Origin of the sequence: Amphritea sp. (assembly GCF_016744155.1) — a bacterium.
Taxonomy (GTDB): Bacteria; Pseudomonadota; Gammaproteobacteria; order Pseudomonadales; family Balneatricaceae; genus Amphritea.
The window spans coordinates 31,310-47,817 of the sequence record NZ_JADGEW010000008.1; the positions used below are offsets into that span (position 1 = coordinate 31,310).

At 46.3% G+C, this 16,508-nt stretch carries 17 protein-coding genes; 11 read left to right on the top strand and 6 right to left on the bottom strand.

Annotated elements, in window-relative coordinates; genetic code table 11:
• The first annotated feature begins 17 nt into the window (after positions 1–17).
• A complete protein-coding gene (locus QZZ54_RS08655; protein ID WP_290701659.1) occupies positions 18–452 on the top strand; it encodes a prepilin-type N-terminal cleavage/methylation domain-containing protein in 435 nt (144 codons plus the stop codon).
• A 124-nt stretch (positions 453–576) separates the two neighbouring features.
• A complete protein-coding gene (locus tag QZZ54_RS08660) occupies positions 577–945 on the top strand; it encodes a hypothetical protein (RefSeq protein WP_290701662.1) in 369 nt (122 codons plus the stop codon).
• Positions 946–1,125: 180 nt separating this feature from the next.
• On the opposite strand, the gene nadC is transcribed toward QZZ54_RS08660, so the two are convergent.
• A complete protein-coding gene (nadC, locus tag QZZ54_RS08665; protein ID WP_290701665.1) occupies positions 1,126–1,971 on the bottom strand; it encodes a carboxylating nicotinate-nucleotide diphosphorylase in 846 nt (281 codons plus the stop codon).
• Between the two features lie 164 nt (positions 1,972–2,135).
• Between nadC and ampD the strand changes: the two genes are divergently transcribed.
• From ampD to QZZ54_RS08680, 3 genes are all read left to right on the top strand, one after another.
• A complete protein-coding gene (gene ampD, locus QZZ54_RS08670) occupies positions 2,136–2,714 on the top strand; it encodes a 1,6-anhydro-N-acetylmuramyl-L-alanine amidase AmpD (RefSeq protein ID WP_290701668.1) in 579 nt (192 codons plus the stop codon).
• On the top strand, positions 2,711–3,559 hold the full coding sequence (locus QZZ54_RS08675; RefSeq protein WP_290701671.1) for a hypothetical protein: 849 nt from the start codon (positions 2,711–2,713) through the stop codon (positions 3,557–3,559). Before ampD ends, QZZ54_RS08675 begins: the two co-directional genes overlap by 4 nt.
• A 114-nt stretch (positions 3,560–3,673) precedes the next feature.
• Positions 3,674–4,738, top strand: coding sequence for an ABC transporter ATP-binding protein (locus tag QZZ54_RS08680; protein WP_290701674.1), 1,065 nt, complete (start codon positions 3,674–3,676; stop codon positions 4,736–4,738).
• A gap of 87 nt (positions 4,739–4,825) precedes the next feature.
• Here the strand turns inward: QZZ54_RS08680 and QZZ54_RS08685 are convergent, their stop codons facing one another.
• The 4 genes from QZZ54_RS08685 to QZZ54_RS08700 all read right to left on the bottom strand — a co-directional run bounded on the left by QZZ54_RS08685 (position 4,826) and on the right by QZZ54_RS08700 (position 10,315).
• The gene (locus tag QZZ54_RS08685) at positions 4,826–6,520 is read right to left on the bottom strand and encodes an iron ABC transporter permease (RefSeq protein WP_290701677.1); all 1,695 of its coding nucleotides are present in this window, start codon (positions 6,518–6,520) and stop codon (positions 4,826–4,828) included.
• Positions 6,521–6,624: 104 nt separating this feature from the next.
• On the bottom strand, positions 6,625–7,656 hold the full coding sequence (locus tag QZZ54_RS08690) for a Fe(3+) ABC transporter substrate-binding protein (protein ID WP_290701680.1): 1,032 nt from the start codon (positions 7,654–7,656) through the stop codon (positions 6,625–6,627).
• Positions 7,657–7,848: 192 nt separating this feature from the next.
• Positions 7,849–8,562, bottom strand: a complete 714-nt coding sequence (locus tag QZZ54_RS08695; protein ID WP_290701682.1) for a 16S rRNA (uracil(1498)-N(3))-methyltransferase — start codon at positions 8,560–8,562, stop codon at positions 7,849–7,851.
• Positions 8,563–8,614: 52 nt separating this feature from the next.
• Positions 8,615–10,315 (bottom strand): sigma-54-dependent Fis family transcriptional regulator, encoded by a 1,701-nt coding sequence (locus tag QZZ54_RS08700; RefSeq protein ID WP_290701685.1) that lies wholly within the window; start codon positions 10,313–10,315, stop codon positions 8,615–8,617.
• A 362-nt stretch (positions 10,316–10,677) separates the two neighbouring features.
• On the opposite strand from QZZ54_RS08700, the gene QZZ54_RS08705 reads away from it, so the two are divergent.
• The 6 genes from QZZ54_RS08705 (at position 10,678) to QZZ54_RS08730 (ending at position 15,425) form a co-directional block, all read left to right on the top strand.
• The gene (locus tag QZZ54_RS08705) at positions 10,678–10,974 is read left to right on the top strand and encodes a phenol hydroxylase subunit (protein ID WP_290701687.1); all 297 of its coding nucleotides are present in this window, start codon (positions 10,678–10,680) and stop codon (positions 10,972–10,974) included.
• Between the two features lie 64 nt (positions 10,975–11,038).
• Positions 11,039–12,025 (top strand): aromatic/alkene monooxygenase hydroxylase subunit beta, encoded by a 987-nt coding sequence (locus QZZ54_RS08710; protein WP_290701689.1) that lies wholly within the window; start codon positions 11,039–11,041, stop codon positions 12,023–12,025.
• 62 nt (positions 12,026–12,087) lie between these two features.
• Entirely contained in the window at positions 12,088–12,357 is a 270-nt protein-coding gene (locus tag QZZ54_RS08715; RefSeq protein WP_290701691.1) for an MmoB/DmpM family protein, read from the top strand.
• 12 nt (positions 12,358–12,369) lie between these two features.
• Positions 12,370–13,872, top strand: a complete 1,503-nt coding sequence (locus tag QZZ54_RS08720) for an aromatic/alkene/methane monooxygenase hydroxylase/oxygenase subunit alpha (RefSeq protein ID WP_290701693.1) — start codon at positions 12,370–12,372, stop codon at positions 13,870–13,872.
• A gap of 62 nt (positions 13,873–13,934) precedes the next feature.
• Positions 13,935–14,297, top strand: a complete 363-nt coding sequence (locus QZZ54_RS08725; RefSeq protein ID WP_290701695.1) for a phenol hydroxylase subunit P4 — start codon at positions 13,935–13,937, stop codon at positions 14,295–14,297.
• A 66-nt stretch (positions 14,298–14,363) separates the two neighbouring features.
• Positions 14,364–15,425 carry a phenol 2-monooxygenase domain-containing protein gene (locus QZZ54_RS08730; RefSeq protein WP_290701697.1) on the top strand — a complete coding sequence of 354 codons (1,062 nt, stop codon included), beginning with the start codon at positions 14,364–14,366 and terminating at the stop codon, positions 15,423–15,425.
• A 52-nt stretch (positions 15,426–15,477) separates the two neighbouring features.
• Here QZZ54_RS08730 and QZZ54_RS08735 read toward each other — a convergent pair whose 3' ends face one another.
• Positions 15,478–16,371, bottom strand: coding sequence for a LysR family transcriptional regulator (locus QZZ54_RS08735; protein WP_290701699.1), 894 nt, complete (start codon positions 16,369–16,371; stop codon positions 15,478–15,480).
• Positions 16,372–16,508: the final 137 nt, after the last annotated feature.

Below are 16,508 nucleotides of genomic sequence, written 5' to 3' on the forward strand. Positions count from 1 at the left end.
TCGCTGGAGAGTTGATAATGAAAAGTACAATTAAAAAGCAACAAGGTTTTACCCTGATCGAATTGATGATCGTAGTGGCGATTATTGGTATTCTGGCAGCGATTGCATTGCCTGCGTATCAGGATTATACAACTCGTGCAGCTTATACTGAGGTTGTACAGTCGACACAGGCAGCGAAAGTATCTGTTGATGTATGCTTTAGCGTTACTGCTGATATAACAGATTGTGATGGCGGTACAAATAATGTACAAGCAAATATTGCGGCAGGTGAGTATGGCGGTGATACTGTAAATACTGTTGCGACAGTTGATGGTGTGATTACAGCTACTCCTCTGGCTAATGGTCAGATTGCAGTAACTGATACTTATGTATTGATACCTACAGCAGCTTCAGCTGGTAACCTTGCTTGGACTACAAGTGGTGGTGGTGTTACAAGCGGTTGGGCAAACTAATAGTAAAGACTGTGTTTTTAAGGGCCTCGGTATTTACCGGGGCTTTTTTGTATTAGGCTTATCGCCAATACTTATATTTGGATAATTGTTATTAAATTAGTTTTTCTATCTAAAAGATGTATAAATGAATAAAAAAACAATCCTGTTCATTCTTATCGCTATCACCGCAGCCGTCACTTATTACCTTTACGAAGAACCTCTGTCTCTTGAAAAACGGGCGGTTGTTGAAGCGGAACTGGCTTCTCAGCCGGATAAATACCCCGCAACTCCCGTTTGGTGGGCTGATGGTGGTGTACTGGCTATAGGGATGCTTCCTCTAGATGGAGGGGGGAAGCGTAACGATAGTGCTAAAGAGATCTGCAATATTCTCTGGAAACATGATGTCAATAAAACCACGGTTGAGGTTTACGATATCCTTCAGATACAACAAACTCAGGATATTGACGGACAGCAGCTGATAGGTACCGCTGATTGTCGGCGTGCTGTACCATGACTTTGAGTGGTAATGTAGCTCTTTAGATACAGATCAACACTATTGTGACGTTGTTGTTACCCAAATTGGGTATCAGAAATCAAACGCTTAATTGTTTCCTTTTTGGAATCAATGAGTCTGTAGAAGTATAGAAAAACCGTCTGCCAAGACGGTTTTTTGTGTTTTAATAAGTGTAAATAATCAAACAAACCGCATCGACAGATCAACCGCTTTGCAGTCTTTGGTCAGCAGGCCGATAGAGATATAGTCAACGCCGGTTTCTGCAATGCTTCTCAGTGTATGTTCGTCAATGCCCCCAGAAGCTTCTAGTTTGGCTGGGGTTGGGTGTTCTTTGTTTTTTTGTACTGCCAGACGCAGGCCTGCGTGGTCAAAGTTGTCCAGCATAACGATATCTGCGCCCGCTTCTAATGCTTGCATAAGCTCATTAAATGATTCGACTTCCACTTCTACCGGCTTGCCAGGTTCATTACGTTTGGCTGTGGCGATTGCATTGGTAATTGAGCCACAGGCCATGATGTGGTTTTCTTTGATGAGGAAGGCGTCGTAGAGGCCGATGCGGTGATTAAAGCAGCCGCTACAGCTAACGGCGTATTTCTGTGCATTTCGCAGGCCTGGAATGGTTTTACGGGTATCGAGCAGCTTTACGCCAGTGCCTTCAACCAGAGATGCGTAATATGAGCTGATGGTGGCTGTCGCTGACAGTGTTTGCAGAAAATTTAGGGCGCAACGTTCGCCGGTTAGAAGTGAGCGGGCAGAGCCTTCAAGTTTAAACAATGTTTGATCAGCCGCTACCTGTTCACCATCTTGTACCAGCCAGTTTACTCTGACAGTTTTATCTACTTGGCGGAATACCTCATTGACCCATTCAACCCCGCAGATAACAGCGTTCTGACGGCTGATAATCCTAGCCTTTGCTTGCTGGTCGGCAGGAATCAGTTGTGCTGTGATATCCCCATCGCCAATATCTTCAGCCAGAGCAGTTTTAACGGTAGCTGCGATATCGGTTAGCAATTTGGTATTGGCCATGAGGGCTCCGTTTAAATGATCTGAATCCGGTTATTCGGCTATCACAAACGGTGGCTGTTCAGATAGCTTGTCTGATGTGAAGGGCGTGGTAATATCTATGGCCATTCACAGATCGGTATTTTAGCGGAAACCTGCAGGGTAAAGTAGTCGCTGATAGAGGAAAAATGACGCTGATTAAAAAGAGTTTACAGCTAGAAGAGGGTTGGCTTAAAGATGCTGAGCATTGTCCGTCGCCCAATTTTAATCATCGTCCAGAAAATGTGACGCCTCGGCTGTTAGTTATTCATAATATTAGTCTCCCACCCGCAAAATTTGGTGGTGGTTATATTAAGGATTTTTTTCTTAATCGGTTAGACAGTACAGCAGATCCCTATTTTGAAACTATTGAATCTCTGCAAGTATCGGCGCATCTGTTGATTGAGCGCGATGGCCAGTTAGTACAGTTCGTTAGTTTTGATCAGCGAGCCTGGCATGCGGGTGCGTCTGAATATTGTGGTGCCATTGAGTGTAATGATTTCTCTGTCGGTATTGAGTTGGAAGGTACCGACGATATTCCCTATACGGATCGGCAATATCAACAGCTTGTAAAGGTGACAGCTGCGCTACTTAACTATTATCCATTCATGTTACCTGAACATATTACCGGCCATTCAGATATTGCCCCACAACGAAAGACGGACCCCGGTATAGCCTTTAACTGGGAATATTATAATCGTCTGTTAAGCATGGAGATTACAGGATGAAGTTTCTAGCAGTACTGTTGGTGATCATTCTAGGGCGCTTTAAACCTCGGCCAAAAAGGGTCAGCAAGTTTGCTAAGGCAGCTATCCCTCAGAGCTTATTACACTGGCTGATGCTGACACTCTATCTGATTATTCTTGAGGTGCTGTTAATACTGTTTTTTAGCTGGGAGTTCGGCATCTTTGTTTTAGCCATAGAACTATTGGTCTTATATCTCTATCTGGAAAGTTGGTCGCCCAGCGAGTTGACTGGAAAATACTACATCGATTGGTGTCGGGGGGACTTTCAGGGTGCATGGCTCCAGCTTGCAGGGATGATGGGATTGAGGAGAACAGATGAGGTGACTGATTGCCAGTCTGCTCATTACGCGATCTGCCAGCAATATCTGTACCTGTCACTTACAGGATTCTTTTCGACGTTATTTTGGTTTGTATTGTTAGGCATACCGGGGGTTTTTCTTTCTCTATGGGCTAACTGGCAGACACAGCGTCAAGCAGCGTCGGCTGCAGCGAAACTTGCAGAAATCATACTCTGGCTTCCTGCCAGGTTACTTGGATTTACTTTTTTTATTGTGGGTAACGGTGTTAGTGCTTATTCCCAGCTTAATAACAGTGATAGCCGTCAGGAGAGTGCGCGTGATTGGCTATTTCGTGTCGCATTAGCTGCAGTGGGCGAAGAAAGCTTCAGACAGTACCAATCAGGAATTGAGTGTGGTGACGAGCAATTCAGGCACCTTGCAGCAGAAGAGATCGTTCATCTTAATAAGCTGATTCGGCGCGCCGCTATATTATGGCTAGTGGTGTTGGGTGTACTGACGATGTTGGGTATAGAAACGCCGCTTTATTAAAATAATGTTAATTAAAAAGTTAGAGTGGCTCCGGATCTCCGTTTACCCCTAGTAGATATATGGGTAAACTAAAGCGAGAATCATTATCATTTATATTAGAGATAACATTAAGCTATGACTCGCTTATTGGAACATTCACCTTTATTAGAGCTTAAAGCCCTCAGTTGTGGTTATGGTAATACCGTTATTACCGAACAGCTTAGCTTTCAGTTACAGGCGGGGGAGATCGCTTGCCTGCTGGGGCCTAGTGGCTGTGGTAAGACTACTGTATTGCGTGCGATAGCAGGATTTAACCCTTTGTTATCTGGCAGCATCAGTCAGAATGGGCGGGTGATCTCAGATCTGAATTTCACCCAGCCTCCTGAACAGCGGGGTATAGGTGTTGTGTTTCAGGATTACGCACTTTTCCCCCATCTTAGCGTGTTTGATAATATCGCCTTTGGTTTAAATGGCCGAAGTTCGTCAGAAAAAAGAGAGGCGGTTAATAGCTTGCTGAAGCTGGTTGAGCTTCCGGATATCTCTTCCCGTTATCCCCATGAACTGTCAGGCGGACAGCAGCAACGAGTCGCGCTGGCCCGCGCCCTGGCGCCTAAGCCTAAATTACTGTTGATGGACGAGCCTTTCTCTAACCTTGATACAGACCTCCGTCGTCAATTAGCACTTGAAGTCCGTTCTATTCTGAAAGATCAGGGAATTGCAGCGATTATGGTCACCCATGATCAGGAAGAAGCTTTTGCTATCAGTGATAAATTAGGCATCCTTGCAAATGCACAGTTACAACAATGGGGAACGCCTACGGAACTCTACTATCAACCATTAAATCCTATGGTTGCGGGGTTCGTCGGTAAAGGGGAGTTGTTTGATGCCGAGTGTCTGAGTGAGACAACGGTGCAAACCGAATTGGGTACTATTGAGTTTGCCGAGCCATTTGGAGCTGAATCCGGTAAGCAGTTATCGCTTTTTATTCGCCCAGCGGATATACGCCCAAGCATCGAGCAGGGCGCAGTGATGGCAAGGGTAGAGCAGAAAGAGTTTCTGGGTAATTCAGTTGTTTATCAGTTGATGTTGCCTTCAGGACGGCAGATTGAGTCTGAAATTTTTGAACCATTGATGTTCGAAGTAGGCTCGCAGGTCTCTTTGCATATTGCCGCGCACCGGCCGATAGCTTTCGCTTCTTAGTTTATTTTCTAAACGCCAGCCGCAAAAGTAGAGCTCTTACATAGGGCTTTATAGTAGAGCTCATAAATAGAGTTTTAAAGTAGCGCTTTAGTTACTATCCCGGGTTCCCGAGATAGTTCTGCTGAGTAGAATAACCGGAATAATCCCCACTAGTACTATCAGCAGTGCCGCCAGCGAACAAGCTTCCAGCATTTCATCAGAGGCGTACTGGTATACATAGGTTGCTAGGGTGTCGTAATTGAACGGACGCAGTATGAGTGTTGCGGGTAGCTCTTTCATACAGTCAACAAACACTACCAGTGAGGCTGTAAGTATTCCTCCTTTGATCAGTGGCAGGTGTACTTTTACCAGTGTCTGTAGGGGGGAGAGTCCCAGCGAACGTGATGCCATATCCATACTTTCGGTAATCTTGTTCAGACTAGATTCCACCGAACCGACCGACACTGCAAGAAAACGGACCACATAGGCAAAGACCACCGCGAAGGCTGTTCCGCTGAGCAATAGACCTGTGGATATATTGAAATACTCTTCCATCAGGCTATCCACTGCATTATCAAAGGCTGCCAGAGGGATAATTACACCTATCGCCAGTACCGCGCCCGGCATTGCATAACCCAGGCTAGAGAACTGGGCAGCAATTTTCAGGCTTTGCTTTTTATGTAAGCGTTTTGAGTAGGCCAGTAACAACGCAATAACGATGGTCAGCAGTGCAGCGATGGTCGACAAAATGAAGCTGTGGCTGGCATGAGTGATAAAGTCACTGGTCCAGAGCTGGTCTAAATTACTGAATGCGTAGCCGGCAAGTACCCAGACAGGAATGACGAAGCCGGTAATAACGGGCAGGGCGCAGAGGAGAGTGGCGCCCCAGGCCTTCCAGCCGGATAGTTGGTAGCCTGTGAGTGCTTTGAAACGATCTGAGCTATGAAATTGTCGTTGTTTCGACCGTGCCAGTCGTTCCAGCGAGATCAGCATAACTACAAATATCATCATCAGACTGGCTATTTGGGCAGCGCCGCCCAAGTTATTCATGTTCAACCAAGTATCATATATCCCTGCGCTCATGCTTTTAACTGCAAAGTAATCCACAGTGCCGAAGTCGTTGAGGGTTTCCATGGATACCAGGGAAAGTCCTACAGCGATAGCGGGTCGGGCGATCGGTAATGATACCCGGTAGAAGCTTTGAAACGGAGTGCAGCCTAGGGTGCGACTTGCATCATGGATAGTAGTTGATTGTTCGAGAAAAGAGGCGCGGGCCAGTAGATAAATGTAGGGATAGAGAACCATCGCCAGCATCAGGATTGCACCGCCTAAGGTGCGAATATCCGGAAACCAATAATCCCGGGCAGTTTGCCAACCGAAGATCTCACGTAGAAAAATTTGTAGTGAACCCGAGTACTCAAGCAGGTCAGTATAGACATAAGCGATGACATAGGCGGGTACAGCAAAAGGTAAAAGTAGTGCCCATTCAAAGATGCGTCGACCAGGGAAGCGACACATGGTGACCAACCAGGCACCACAGACACCGGTTGCAATGGAGAGCGCGCCTACGCCAAACAGTAACTGAAGCGTTGTTATGACGTATACCGGTAGGACGGTTTCTACCAGATGGCCCCAGATGTTTTCTTCGGGAAAGAGGGCCAGGTAAAAGACTGATAGCACCGGCAACGCTATCATCAAGGCGGTTGTCCAGGTACAGCTATACCAACCAAACAGATACCCTCTGCGCCCGGATATTAACGGGGGGAGTTGTTCTGTTTCATGTCTGGCGGGTTCGGCTTGCATCTGTTGCCTTATGTAAATGAGAACATAAACGAAAAACGGTAGCGCGCAGACTACCGTTTTGAATTTAGATTGTCGATATAAGCCGGATACTTTATCAGGTTATATCAGTTATCAAAGCCAACTTTGTCAACCAGCTTAGCCGCATCAACACGTAGCTTCGCTACTTTCTGCAAGCTAACGCTGTCCTGTTTGAACTCTCCCATGTATTGCTCAATCAAAGCAGAACGCTTGGTGTTAGGGCGAACAGGAAATTCAAAGTTAGCTTCTGCATACATCGCCTGAGACTGAGCCTCACTGAGAAACTCCATCAGCTTAATGGCGTTCTCCTTGTTAGGTGCGTATTTAGTTAGTGCGGCACCGGATATGCTCATGTGTGTGCCACGATCTTGCTGGTTAGGGAAAACCAGGTTAACAGAGTTCGCCCACTCTTTTTGTTCAGGTTGTTTTTCGTTGGTGATCATCTTGCCGAAGTAGTATGAGTTGCCCAACGCAAGATCACATACGCCCTCTTTAACCGCTTTAACCTGAGCACGGTCATTACCTTGAGGTTTGCGTGCCAGATTGGCTTTCAAGCCTGTTAGCCACTGTTCTGTGTCTGCTTCACCATGTTGAGCAATCATAGAGCCGATCAGTGTCAGGTTGTAGCTGTGCTTTCCACTACGAGTACAGATACGACCTTTCCATTTTGGATCGGCCAGTTCTTCATAGCTTGTGATCTCACCCTGAGCGACGCGGTCTTTAGAGGCGTAGATCAATCGAGCACGGGTGGTGAGTCCAAACCACTGGTCTTTAGGGTCACGGAACTGCTCAGGAATGTTTTGTTCCAGTACTTCACTATCGACAGCTTGCGTTAATCCCGTTGCAACGGCGTAATAAAGTGGGCTGATATCTGAGGTTAGCAACAGATCCGCAGGAGAGTTCTTACCTTCATGCTCTAAACGTTCTATCAGGCCTTTCTTCGCAAAAACAACATTGGCTTTAATACCCGTTTCAGCAGTGAAAGCTTCCAACATCGGTTGAATCAGGAACTGCTGACGGTAGGAATAGATATTCACTTCACTGGCAGCGGAAACAGAAGTTGCTGCAATGGTAAGTGGAAGAGCGATAAATGCCAGTTTTTTAAATGTGTTCTGCATTGTGATTATTCCTGAATAGTACCTGTGTAAGGCTTGGCGTAAACATCTTAATTGCTAATGCGAACCATTCTTATTTATATTTGCATTGATGTCAATGCTAATGAGTATGATTCTCAATTAAGTTGATTCAGATCAATGAACGGCCAGGTTGGATCACGTGTTATTCAAAGCCGTCGCCTGGGTAGTGAGTGCTCAGACCGGAAATAATCTGGCGAGTAAGACCGGTACTGCATTCTCAACCCTAAGAATACGGGGGCCTATATGAATCGCATCAAAGCCGGTGGCTTGAAGTTTCTCAATCTCATAGGGTATAAATCCGCCTTCAGGGCCAATCGCCAGTGTTGTTTTTACCGGGGCAGAGACAGGGCAGTCTGAAGCGTTATAGGGATGAGCCACCAGAGCTCGGGATTGGGCTGCCAGTTCGGGCAGTTCATCTTCGACAAAAGGTTTGAATCGCTTACGTAGGTGAATTTCGGGTAATTGTGTATCCCCTGACTGCTCTAACCCCAGCAATAGTTGCTCCCTGAGGTTATGATCCTGAAGAATGGGTGTCGACCAATAACTTTTATCAACCTTGTATGAGTTGATCAGGTAAATCTGCTTCACTCCCATACTGGTTATTGTCTGCAAAGTACGCTTTAGCATTTTTGGCCGGGGTAAAGCGAGTAGTAGTGTCAGAGGCAACGGTGGGGGAGGAGTGTTGTCCAGATGAATTTCCAGAGTAATACTTTGCTCAGAAAGGCCGGTTACGGTTCCACGACCGATATCACCATTCAGCAGACCTACTTTCAGCTGTTGGTTTTCAACCGGCTGATAGAACTGTTTTATGTGCTGAAAACGCCGGTCACTGATAACAGCAGTGTCCGAAGCGATGAAATCACTTTCAAAAAGCAGAATCAGGTTCATGGTGAGCTCTGGAGAGGATTAAAGGCGGCTATTCTAAAGCAGCCTTTATGACTTATCCATCTTGCAGCTTCTTTAACTTATAAGCGAGAGCCGGGCGAGTCAGTCCAAGTTTTCGGGCTGCTTTTGAAACATTACCATTACACTGCGCCATCGCTTCTTCGATTAACTGTTGCTCTAGTTGTTCAAGACTGAAGTTTTCTACTAGCAGGCTTTCGACGGTTTCCTGATTCTCAGTGGTAGATTTTTGTGGCTCTTCACTGAGCAGTCCACTGCCGTTAATTATGTTCAGGGGGTGAGAAGGCTCTGAAAGAGAGGGGAAGAAACTGGCCATGCCGATTGTCTGGTTGTTATCAGTGAGAATGACGCCCCGCTCAATCATGTTTTCCAGCTCACGGATATTACCCGGCCACTTGTATTGCGTCAGTGCCTGCATCGCTTTATCTGAGATGCCCGATGTCTTCTTGTTATATAAGGTGCAATACTTTTCCAGAAAGTGTTCGGTTAATAGCGGTATATCTTCAGTGCGATCTCGAAGTGGAGGAATATGCACAGGATATACATTTAAGCGGTAAAAAAGGTCTGCCCGGAAACGACCTTCCTGCACGGCCACTTCAAGGTCTTCATTGGTTGCAGCCACAACTCTGACATCGATGCGTCGGGTGCGATTATCGCCGACCCGCTCCAATTCGGATTCTTGCAGTACTCTTAGTAGTGAAGCTTGGGCTCTGGGTGTGAGTTCGATGACCTCATCAAGGAAAATAGTGCCCAAGTGAGCGCGCTCAAACTTGCCTTCTCTGGATTGGGTTGCGCCGGTATAGGCGCCCTTTTCTACGCCGAATAATTCAGCCTCAATCAGATCGGGAGGAATACAGGCGCAGTTAATTGCAACAAAAGGTTTGTCTGCCCTGTCACTTGAGGAGTGCAGGCCTTTGGCGACTATCTCTTTACCGACGCCAGTTTCTCCTTGCAAGAGAACGCTGACTTTACTCTTTGAGGCTTTGCGTATCAGGTGGCAAACATTCTTGAAGGCGTTTGAGTGCCCTACACTATTGAACAGAAGGTCGTCTTCAACTTCGTTGTTGCGAAACTGATTTTTCAGGACAGTAACTTCATTCTGCAACGCTAAAAGTTCTTCTATCATCGGGTCAGGAAGTAGGTATTTACCTGCTTCTTCGGCATCGTCCCACTCTTCGGCTGGCCTTCCTTCTATGTGACAATGATCGACGCCGGTACCGGCACATTGTGTCTCTCGAAAAATGACCTGACGCTTCATGTAATAGGTAGAAAAACCACTGGCGTAGCCGATCAGAGTCCAGCAGACCGGCACATCTGAGTTGCCAAAATTTGCCAGATGGGTTTCAACTTCGTGGGAGTTATACCAGTCAAAAGATCCGTAGAAATGGTCGGTATCTTCGTCAAACTCCAAAGAAATTGGGACTACTTTAACCATGCCTTTAATGGCATGAAGTTGTGGTCCAACCATGAACATTTCATTAGCGGTCATATCTGGGCGAATCTTTTTAGCCAGTTCAGCATCTCGCCAGCCAGTATGATATCCAAAGCGCATCAGGAAGCCTTTAGCACGCTCGACGCCCATGGTTTGAATCAGTTCATTTCGCAGTAATCCCATTACGGAAGAATGGATTAACAGCATTCGCTGCTCATCCAGCCAGATTTTTCCCTCTTCATTTTCAAAACGGATCTGTTTTAAGAGGTCTTGATTATCAGGTAGCGTTGGTGATGTTTCAGTCATTTTTAGCACAGCTTTTACTTTTTTTTTTGATTATATTTTGTAAGTTTAAGCATTAAATCCTTACTTATTGTGGCGCTAATTATGCTTAAAAAACAATACCTATTTTGATTTCCTCCTACGATAGTCAAAGATGAGGAGGTCAGGTGTTTTTCACTTTTTCATCAACTTTTAACTATTTCATGAGCTTTTCATCTAGCTTTTTGTTCACCTGCCAATCACGCATCTTTATTGCTCTTCTTGTTTTTTATTATTTAAAATCAATTAGTTATAGTTTTTAAGCAATTATATTTCATCTTTTTTCCTCTCTGGCACAACCGTTGCAGCATCTCCGGTGATCAAAACTTAATTTCACAGGTGAGCACATGGTAGATCTGAAACTACACACCCGTAAAGATTCAGAAGACAGATCCAGCTTTGATCAGCTGACAAAATTTGTCCGGGTACGTAGCTCCGGAAATGCACGTTTTGTTGAGTTTGATTTTGCGATTGGTGACCCGGCGTTGTTCGTCGAACTAATCATGCCGCAGGGTGCGTTCGATCAATTCTGTAAAACCAATGATGTTGTCTTTATGACTGAGGAACAGCAGCAGGTGGTGGATGCAGAGATGGAGAAATGGCGGTATGGGGAAGAAACGCTGATGGCAAATAACCGTCGCTGACCCTGAATGGTCCGCGGTGATTTGACAATAACAATAACGATCCAAATAAGATGGGAAAAAGCAAATGACCATTGAGATTAAAACATCAACACTTGAGCCGGTGCGCAATACCTTTGCACATATTGAACGTCGTTTCGGAGATAAGCCGGCGACTCGCTATCAGGAAGCGACCTACGACGTTGCGTCAGAAATTAACTTTCACTACAAGCCTCTCTGGCAACCGGAATATGAACTGAACGATACCGGGCGAACCGCTATTGTGATGGAAGACTGGTACGCCTTTAAAGACCCTCGTCAGTTCTATTATGGCTCTTATGTACAGATGCGTGCTAAGCAGCAGGAAGTGGCTGAAAGTAATTATAGTTTCTTTGAAAAGCGTAATTTGGCGCGTCTTATTCCAGATGAAATTCAACGCAAAGTGATTCGTCTGCTAGTACCTCTTCGCCATGTAGAGCAGGCCGCCAACCTCAATAATATCTACGGTAGTTCTCTGGGTTATGGCACCGCAATTACTCAAGCGTTGCTTTATAACGGTATGGATCGTTTGGGCAACGCTCAGTATCTCTCTCGGATAGGCCTGATTCTTGATAGCAATTCCGGTGATGCGCTAAACGAAGCCAAGCGCTATTGGATGGACGATGCTATTTGGCAAGGAGTTCGGTCGTACTGCGAAGCAAATATTTGCGTAGAAGACTGGTTTGAGTCCTTTGTTGCCCAGGACGCAATTCTGGATGGCCTGATCTATGAACTGGTGTATCTACAGTTTGATCAGTGGCTGGCGGATAACGGTGGTCAGGACTTCAGCATGCTGACTGAGTTTATTCAGAACTGGAATAAAGATACCAATCGCTGGGTTGATGCGGTGATGAAAATTTCAGCAGCAGAATCGGATGCGAATAAACAGTTACTGGAGCAGTGGATCGGCACCTGGAAAGCTAAAGCATTAGAAGCACTTGCCCCGTTGGCTGAGGAGATGGTTGGTCCTGAAGCGCTGGCGATCGCTGAAAATGCGCTGGTTAAACGTCTGAATAAAGCGGGCTTACTGAAATAAGCGCTGAGCAGGCGTCGAAGTATGAGCTCAGTAAGCCAGGAATAAAAATAAGGAAAACCACAATGTCGAAAGTATACATTGCACTGCAGGACAACGATGAGTCTCGCTATATTGTCGAAGCGATCGAAGAGAGTAATCCTGATTCTACTGTTATCCATCAACCGGCCATGATTCGTATTGAAAGGGAAGGTCGGCTGGTAATTGAACGCGCAGTGGTAGAAGAGAAGATGGGCCGGGACTGGGATGTGCAGGAACTGCATATCAATCTTATCACCCTCGGCGGTAACGTAGATGAAGATGACGACCAGTTCGTCCTCGAGTGGAAACAGTAAGGGTAGAATATTATGGCTGCTAAAAAACTAAATATAAAAGATAAGTATCGCCTTCTTACCCGTGATCTGGATTGGGATTTTTCCTACGAAGATCGTAAACAGGCTTTTCCGTATGAAGAGTTTGAAGGCATCAAAATCACTGACTGGAATAAGTGGGAAGATCCGTTCCGTCTGACGATGGATTCCTATTGGAAATATCAGGCAGAGAAAGAGAAAAAGCTCTACGCTATCTTTGATGCATTTTCCCAGAATAATGGTCACCTGAATGTCGTAGATTCTCGCTATGTTAATGCCTTGAAACTATTTCTCACCGGTGTGTCGCCGCTTGAGTATCAAGCCTATCAGGGCTTTGCTCATGTAGGCCGCCAGTTTGGTGGTGTGGGTGCCCGGGTCGCCTGTCAGATGCAGTCGCTGGATGAACTGCGTCATGTACAGACTCAGATTCACGCGATGAGCCACTACAATAAGTTCTTCGATGGTTTCCAGGAATTCAGTCATATGCACGATCGCGTATGGTACCTGTCTGTACCGCGTTCGTTCTTCTGTGATGCTCGTAGTGCGGGGCCATTTGAATTTATGGTCGCGATCGGTTTCTCCTTCGAGTATGTACTGACCAATTTGCTGTTTGTGCCCTTTATGTCCGGTGCCGCTCATAACGGTGACATGGCGACAGTGACGTTTGGTTTCTCCGCTCAGTCTGACGAAGCCCGCCATATGACGCTGGGTCTGGAAGTGATCAAGTTTCTGTTGGAACAGCACGAAGATAACGTGCCAATTGTGCAGAAATGGATCGATAAATGGTTCTGGCGTGGTACTCGTCTGTTGACCATCGTGGCGATGATGATGGACTACATGTTGCCGAACAAAGTTATGTCCTGGAAAGAAGCCTGGGAAGTCTACTTCGAAGAAGCCGGTGGTGCTCTGTTTAAGGACCTGGCCCGCTATGGAATCCGCATGCCCAAATATGCGGAAACTATCGAAAAGGAAAAAGAGCACATATCCCATCAGGCTTGGTGGACCTTCTACACCCACGGACATGCAGCGGGATTCCATACCTGGATTCCATCGGATAAAGAGCTTGACTGGTTGTCTGCCCAGTACCCGGATACCTTTGATAAGTACTATCGCCCATTGTGGGAGTTGGCAAAGGAGCAGGAAGCTAAAGGTGAGCGTTTTTACACTTCAGGCCTGCCACAGCTTTGTCAGACCTGTCAGATCCCTATGCTGTTTACCGAGATGGATAACCCGAACCAGAATTCGATGCGTGACTCGGTCTTTGAAGATGAGCGTTACCATTTCTGCTCAGATGGTTGTAAGGATATTTTCGATGAAGAGCCGGAGAAATATGTTCAGTCCTGGTTGCCTGTTCATCAGATCTTCCAGGGTAACTGCGGCGGTCCCGGTGTTGAGGATGTGCTGAGTGATTATTATAAAATGAATGTCGGCGTCGACAATATGGATATTAAAGGCTCGCCTGACGAGAAACGTTGGAATGAGTGGAAAGGCATCGCCTGACCCATCGTCAATTGAGCTGGGGCGGTACTGCCGCCCCCGTATTAGGAAATAGGAGAATAATAATGCCTGTATATGCACTAAATCCTGGTTACAAAGGCGAACGGATGGACCGGGTCGAGAATTTTCACGGCAATCAGCTTGTCTATGTTGGCTGGGATGAACATCGAATGTTCTGTGCGGCTAAAGCATTTCCGTTACCGCCCTCAATGCCATTTGCGGCAGTAATCGAAAATATTATGCCGGAAGCCTTCGGTCAGCATCCTGAGTTCAGCCAGATTAATTGGGAAACGGCTGAATGGCTATTAGATGGTGAGCCCTTCAAACCACAGCTGGAGGCTAGCCTTGAAGCACAGGGAGTGGGTCATAAATCGATGGTTCGCTTTAAAACCCCTGAACTGCAGGGTTACCAAAACGCCGGTGTCTGAATAAGACATATGAGTAGGGCGGAGCCTGCCGAGTGAACTGGGCAGGTTCTGTAACAAGGTGAGAATATGAGTTATGAAGTCACAGTAGAACCAACCGGCGATGTGATCGAGGTTGAAGAGGGTCAGACCATCCTGGATGCGGCTCTGCGTCAGGGCGTCTGGTTACCCTTTGCTTGTTGTCATGGAACTTGCGCTACCTGTAAGGTGCAGGTGCTGGAAGGTGAAAGTGACCTGGGTAACGCATCACCTTTTGCTTTAATGGATATGGAGCGGGATGAGGGTAAGGTGCTGGCCTGCTGCTGTACCCCTGAGTCTGATATGGTGATCGAGGCTGATATCGATGTTGATGATGATTTTGCCGGCTATCCGGTATTAGATTTCATTGGTACCGTTTCCGAGATAAGAGATCTGTCTCCTACCATTAAAGGGATCTTTTTTGAACTGGACAAACCGATGGAGTTTCAGGCCGGCCAGTATATCAATCTGAACATTCCAGGAGTGGAAGGTAAGCGGGCATTCTCTATCGCTAATAAACCCTCCGATGCCAGTACACTTGAGTTACATGTGCGGATGGTACCGAACGGCGCAGGCACCACTTACCTGCATGAACAGTTAGAGGTAGGTGATACACTGGATGTATCGGGGCCTTATGGTCAGTTCTTTGTGCGAAAATCAGATGATCAGGGAGCTGTCTTTATCGCTGGTGGTTCTGGTCTTTCAAGCCCTCAATCGATGATACTGGATATGCTGGAAGAGGGTGATAAGCGGCCAATCACTCTGTTACAGGGTGCACGTAATGTGGCTGAACTGTATAACCGGGAACTGTTTGAGAATCTGGATAAAGAGTTCGACAACTTTAGCTATGTTCCAGCACTGAATGCGCCCGAGGAAAACGATAACTGGCAGGGCTTTACCGGCTTTGTTCATGAAGCTGCTCTTGCCCACTTTAATGGTCGTTTCGATGGTAATAAGGCTTATCTGTGCGGCCCTCCACCGATGATTGATGCCGCTATTACCACCTTGATGCAGGGGCGCCTGTTTGAACGGGATATTCATATGGAACGTTTTGTAACTGCGGCGGATGGAGCAGAAGAGCAGAGTAAGTCTGCGCTCTTTAAACGCATCTAATCCTACTGACTAAGATTCATCAGCTATTGCCGTGGTTTTTACCACGGCTTTTTTATCCAGTCATTCGGTGCCAGTAGTCTATAAAATACTGGGTAAAGATAGTGACTCGGGTTGATAGGTGCTGTCGGTGTGGATAGATAACATTGACCGGTATCTGAGATTTATACTCATGGGGTAACAGACTGATGAGTTCTCCCTTTTCAAGCATTGCATGGACCGCAAACTCGGGACAGTAGGTGATGACCCGCCCGGTGCGAGCCATATTGGCGGCGGCCAGTGCACTGTTCACCCGTGCTGTAATATGAGGTCTTACTTCAACTTCTCGCTGATCTTGAGTAAAACTCCAGCTTCCGGCGTGTCGGTAGTTAGTATCGAAAACGCATGGCAGCTCTGCCAGTTGGTGTATTGATTCTGGCTCACCATAGTGTTCAATAAACTCAGGTGACGCGCAGAGGAACATCCGGGTAAAACCGGCTGGCCTGGCTATCAGAGAGGAATCTGCCAAGTTGCCAATTCTGAGAGCTACATCGAACCCTTCACTTATCAAATCTACGAAGCGATCATTCAGTAAGAGTTCAATTTTCAGTTCAGGATTTGCTGAGGTGAGCTCTGCGATACAGGGCATCAGAACTAACTCGCCAAAGGTGGTTGGCGCTGAGATACGTAACCGTCCTACCAAGCTTTGGCTTTCATGGAGCAACTGCGCTTCAAGGGTGACTATATCATCCAGTATTTTTTTGGCTTGCTCATAGTAACTCTGCCCCTCGCTGGTTATTTGCATGCTTCGGGTCGAGCGGATAAGCAGACGGACTTTAAGCAGATCTTCCAGTTGTGATATGTGCGTACTGATCAATGCCTTTGTTTTGCCAAGTCGGTTTGCTGCTGCGGTAAAACTACCTTCCTCAGCCACGGCGATAAAGGAAGTCATGAGATTGAGCTTGTCCATAATCGTAAAAACCTTATTGGAAATCTTATTGTTAAATAATACTGAACAATGAGTTTATAAGATGGATTATTGTTTATGTTTTTAATTAGGTCAAAATTATCCCCAACGATTACTAATTAACAGATGGGGATAACTCA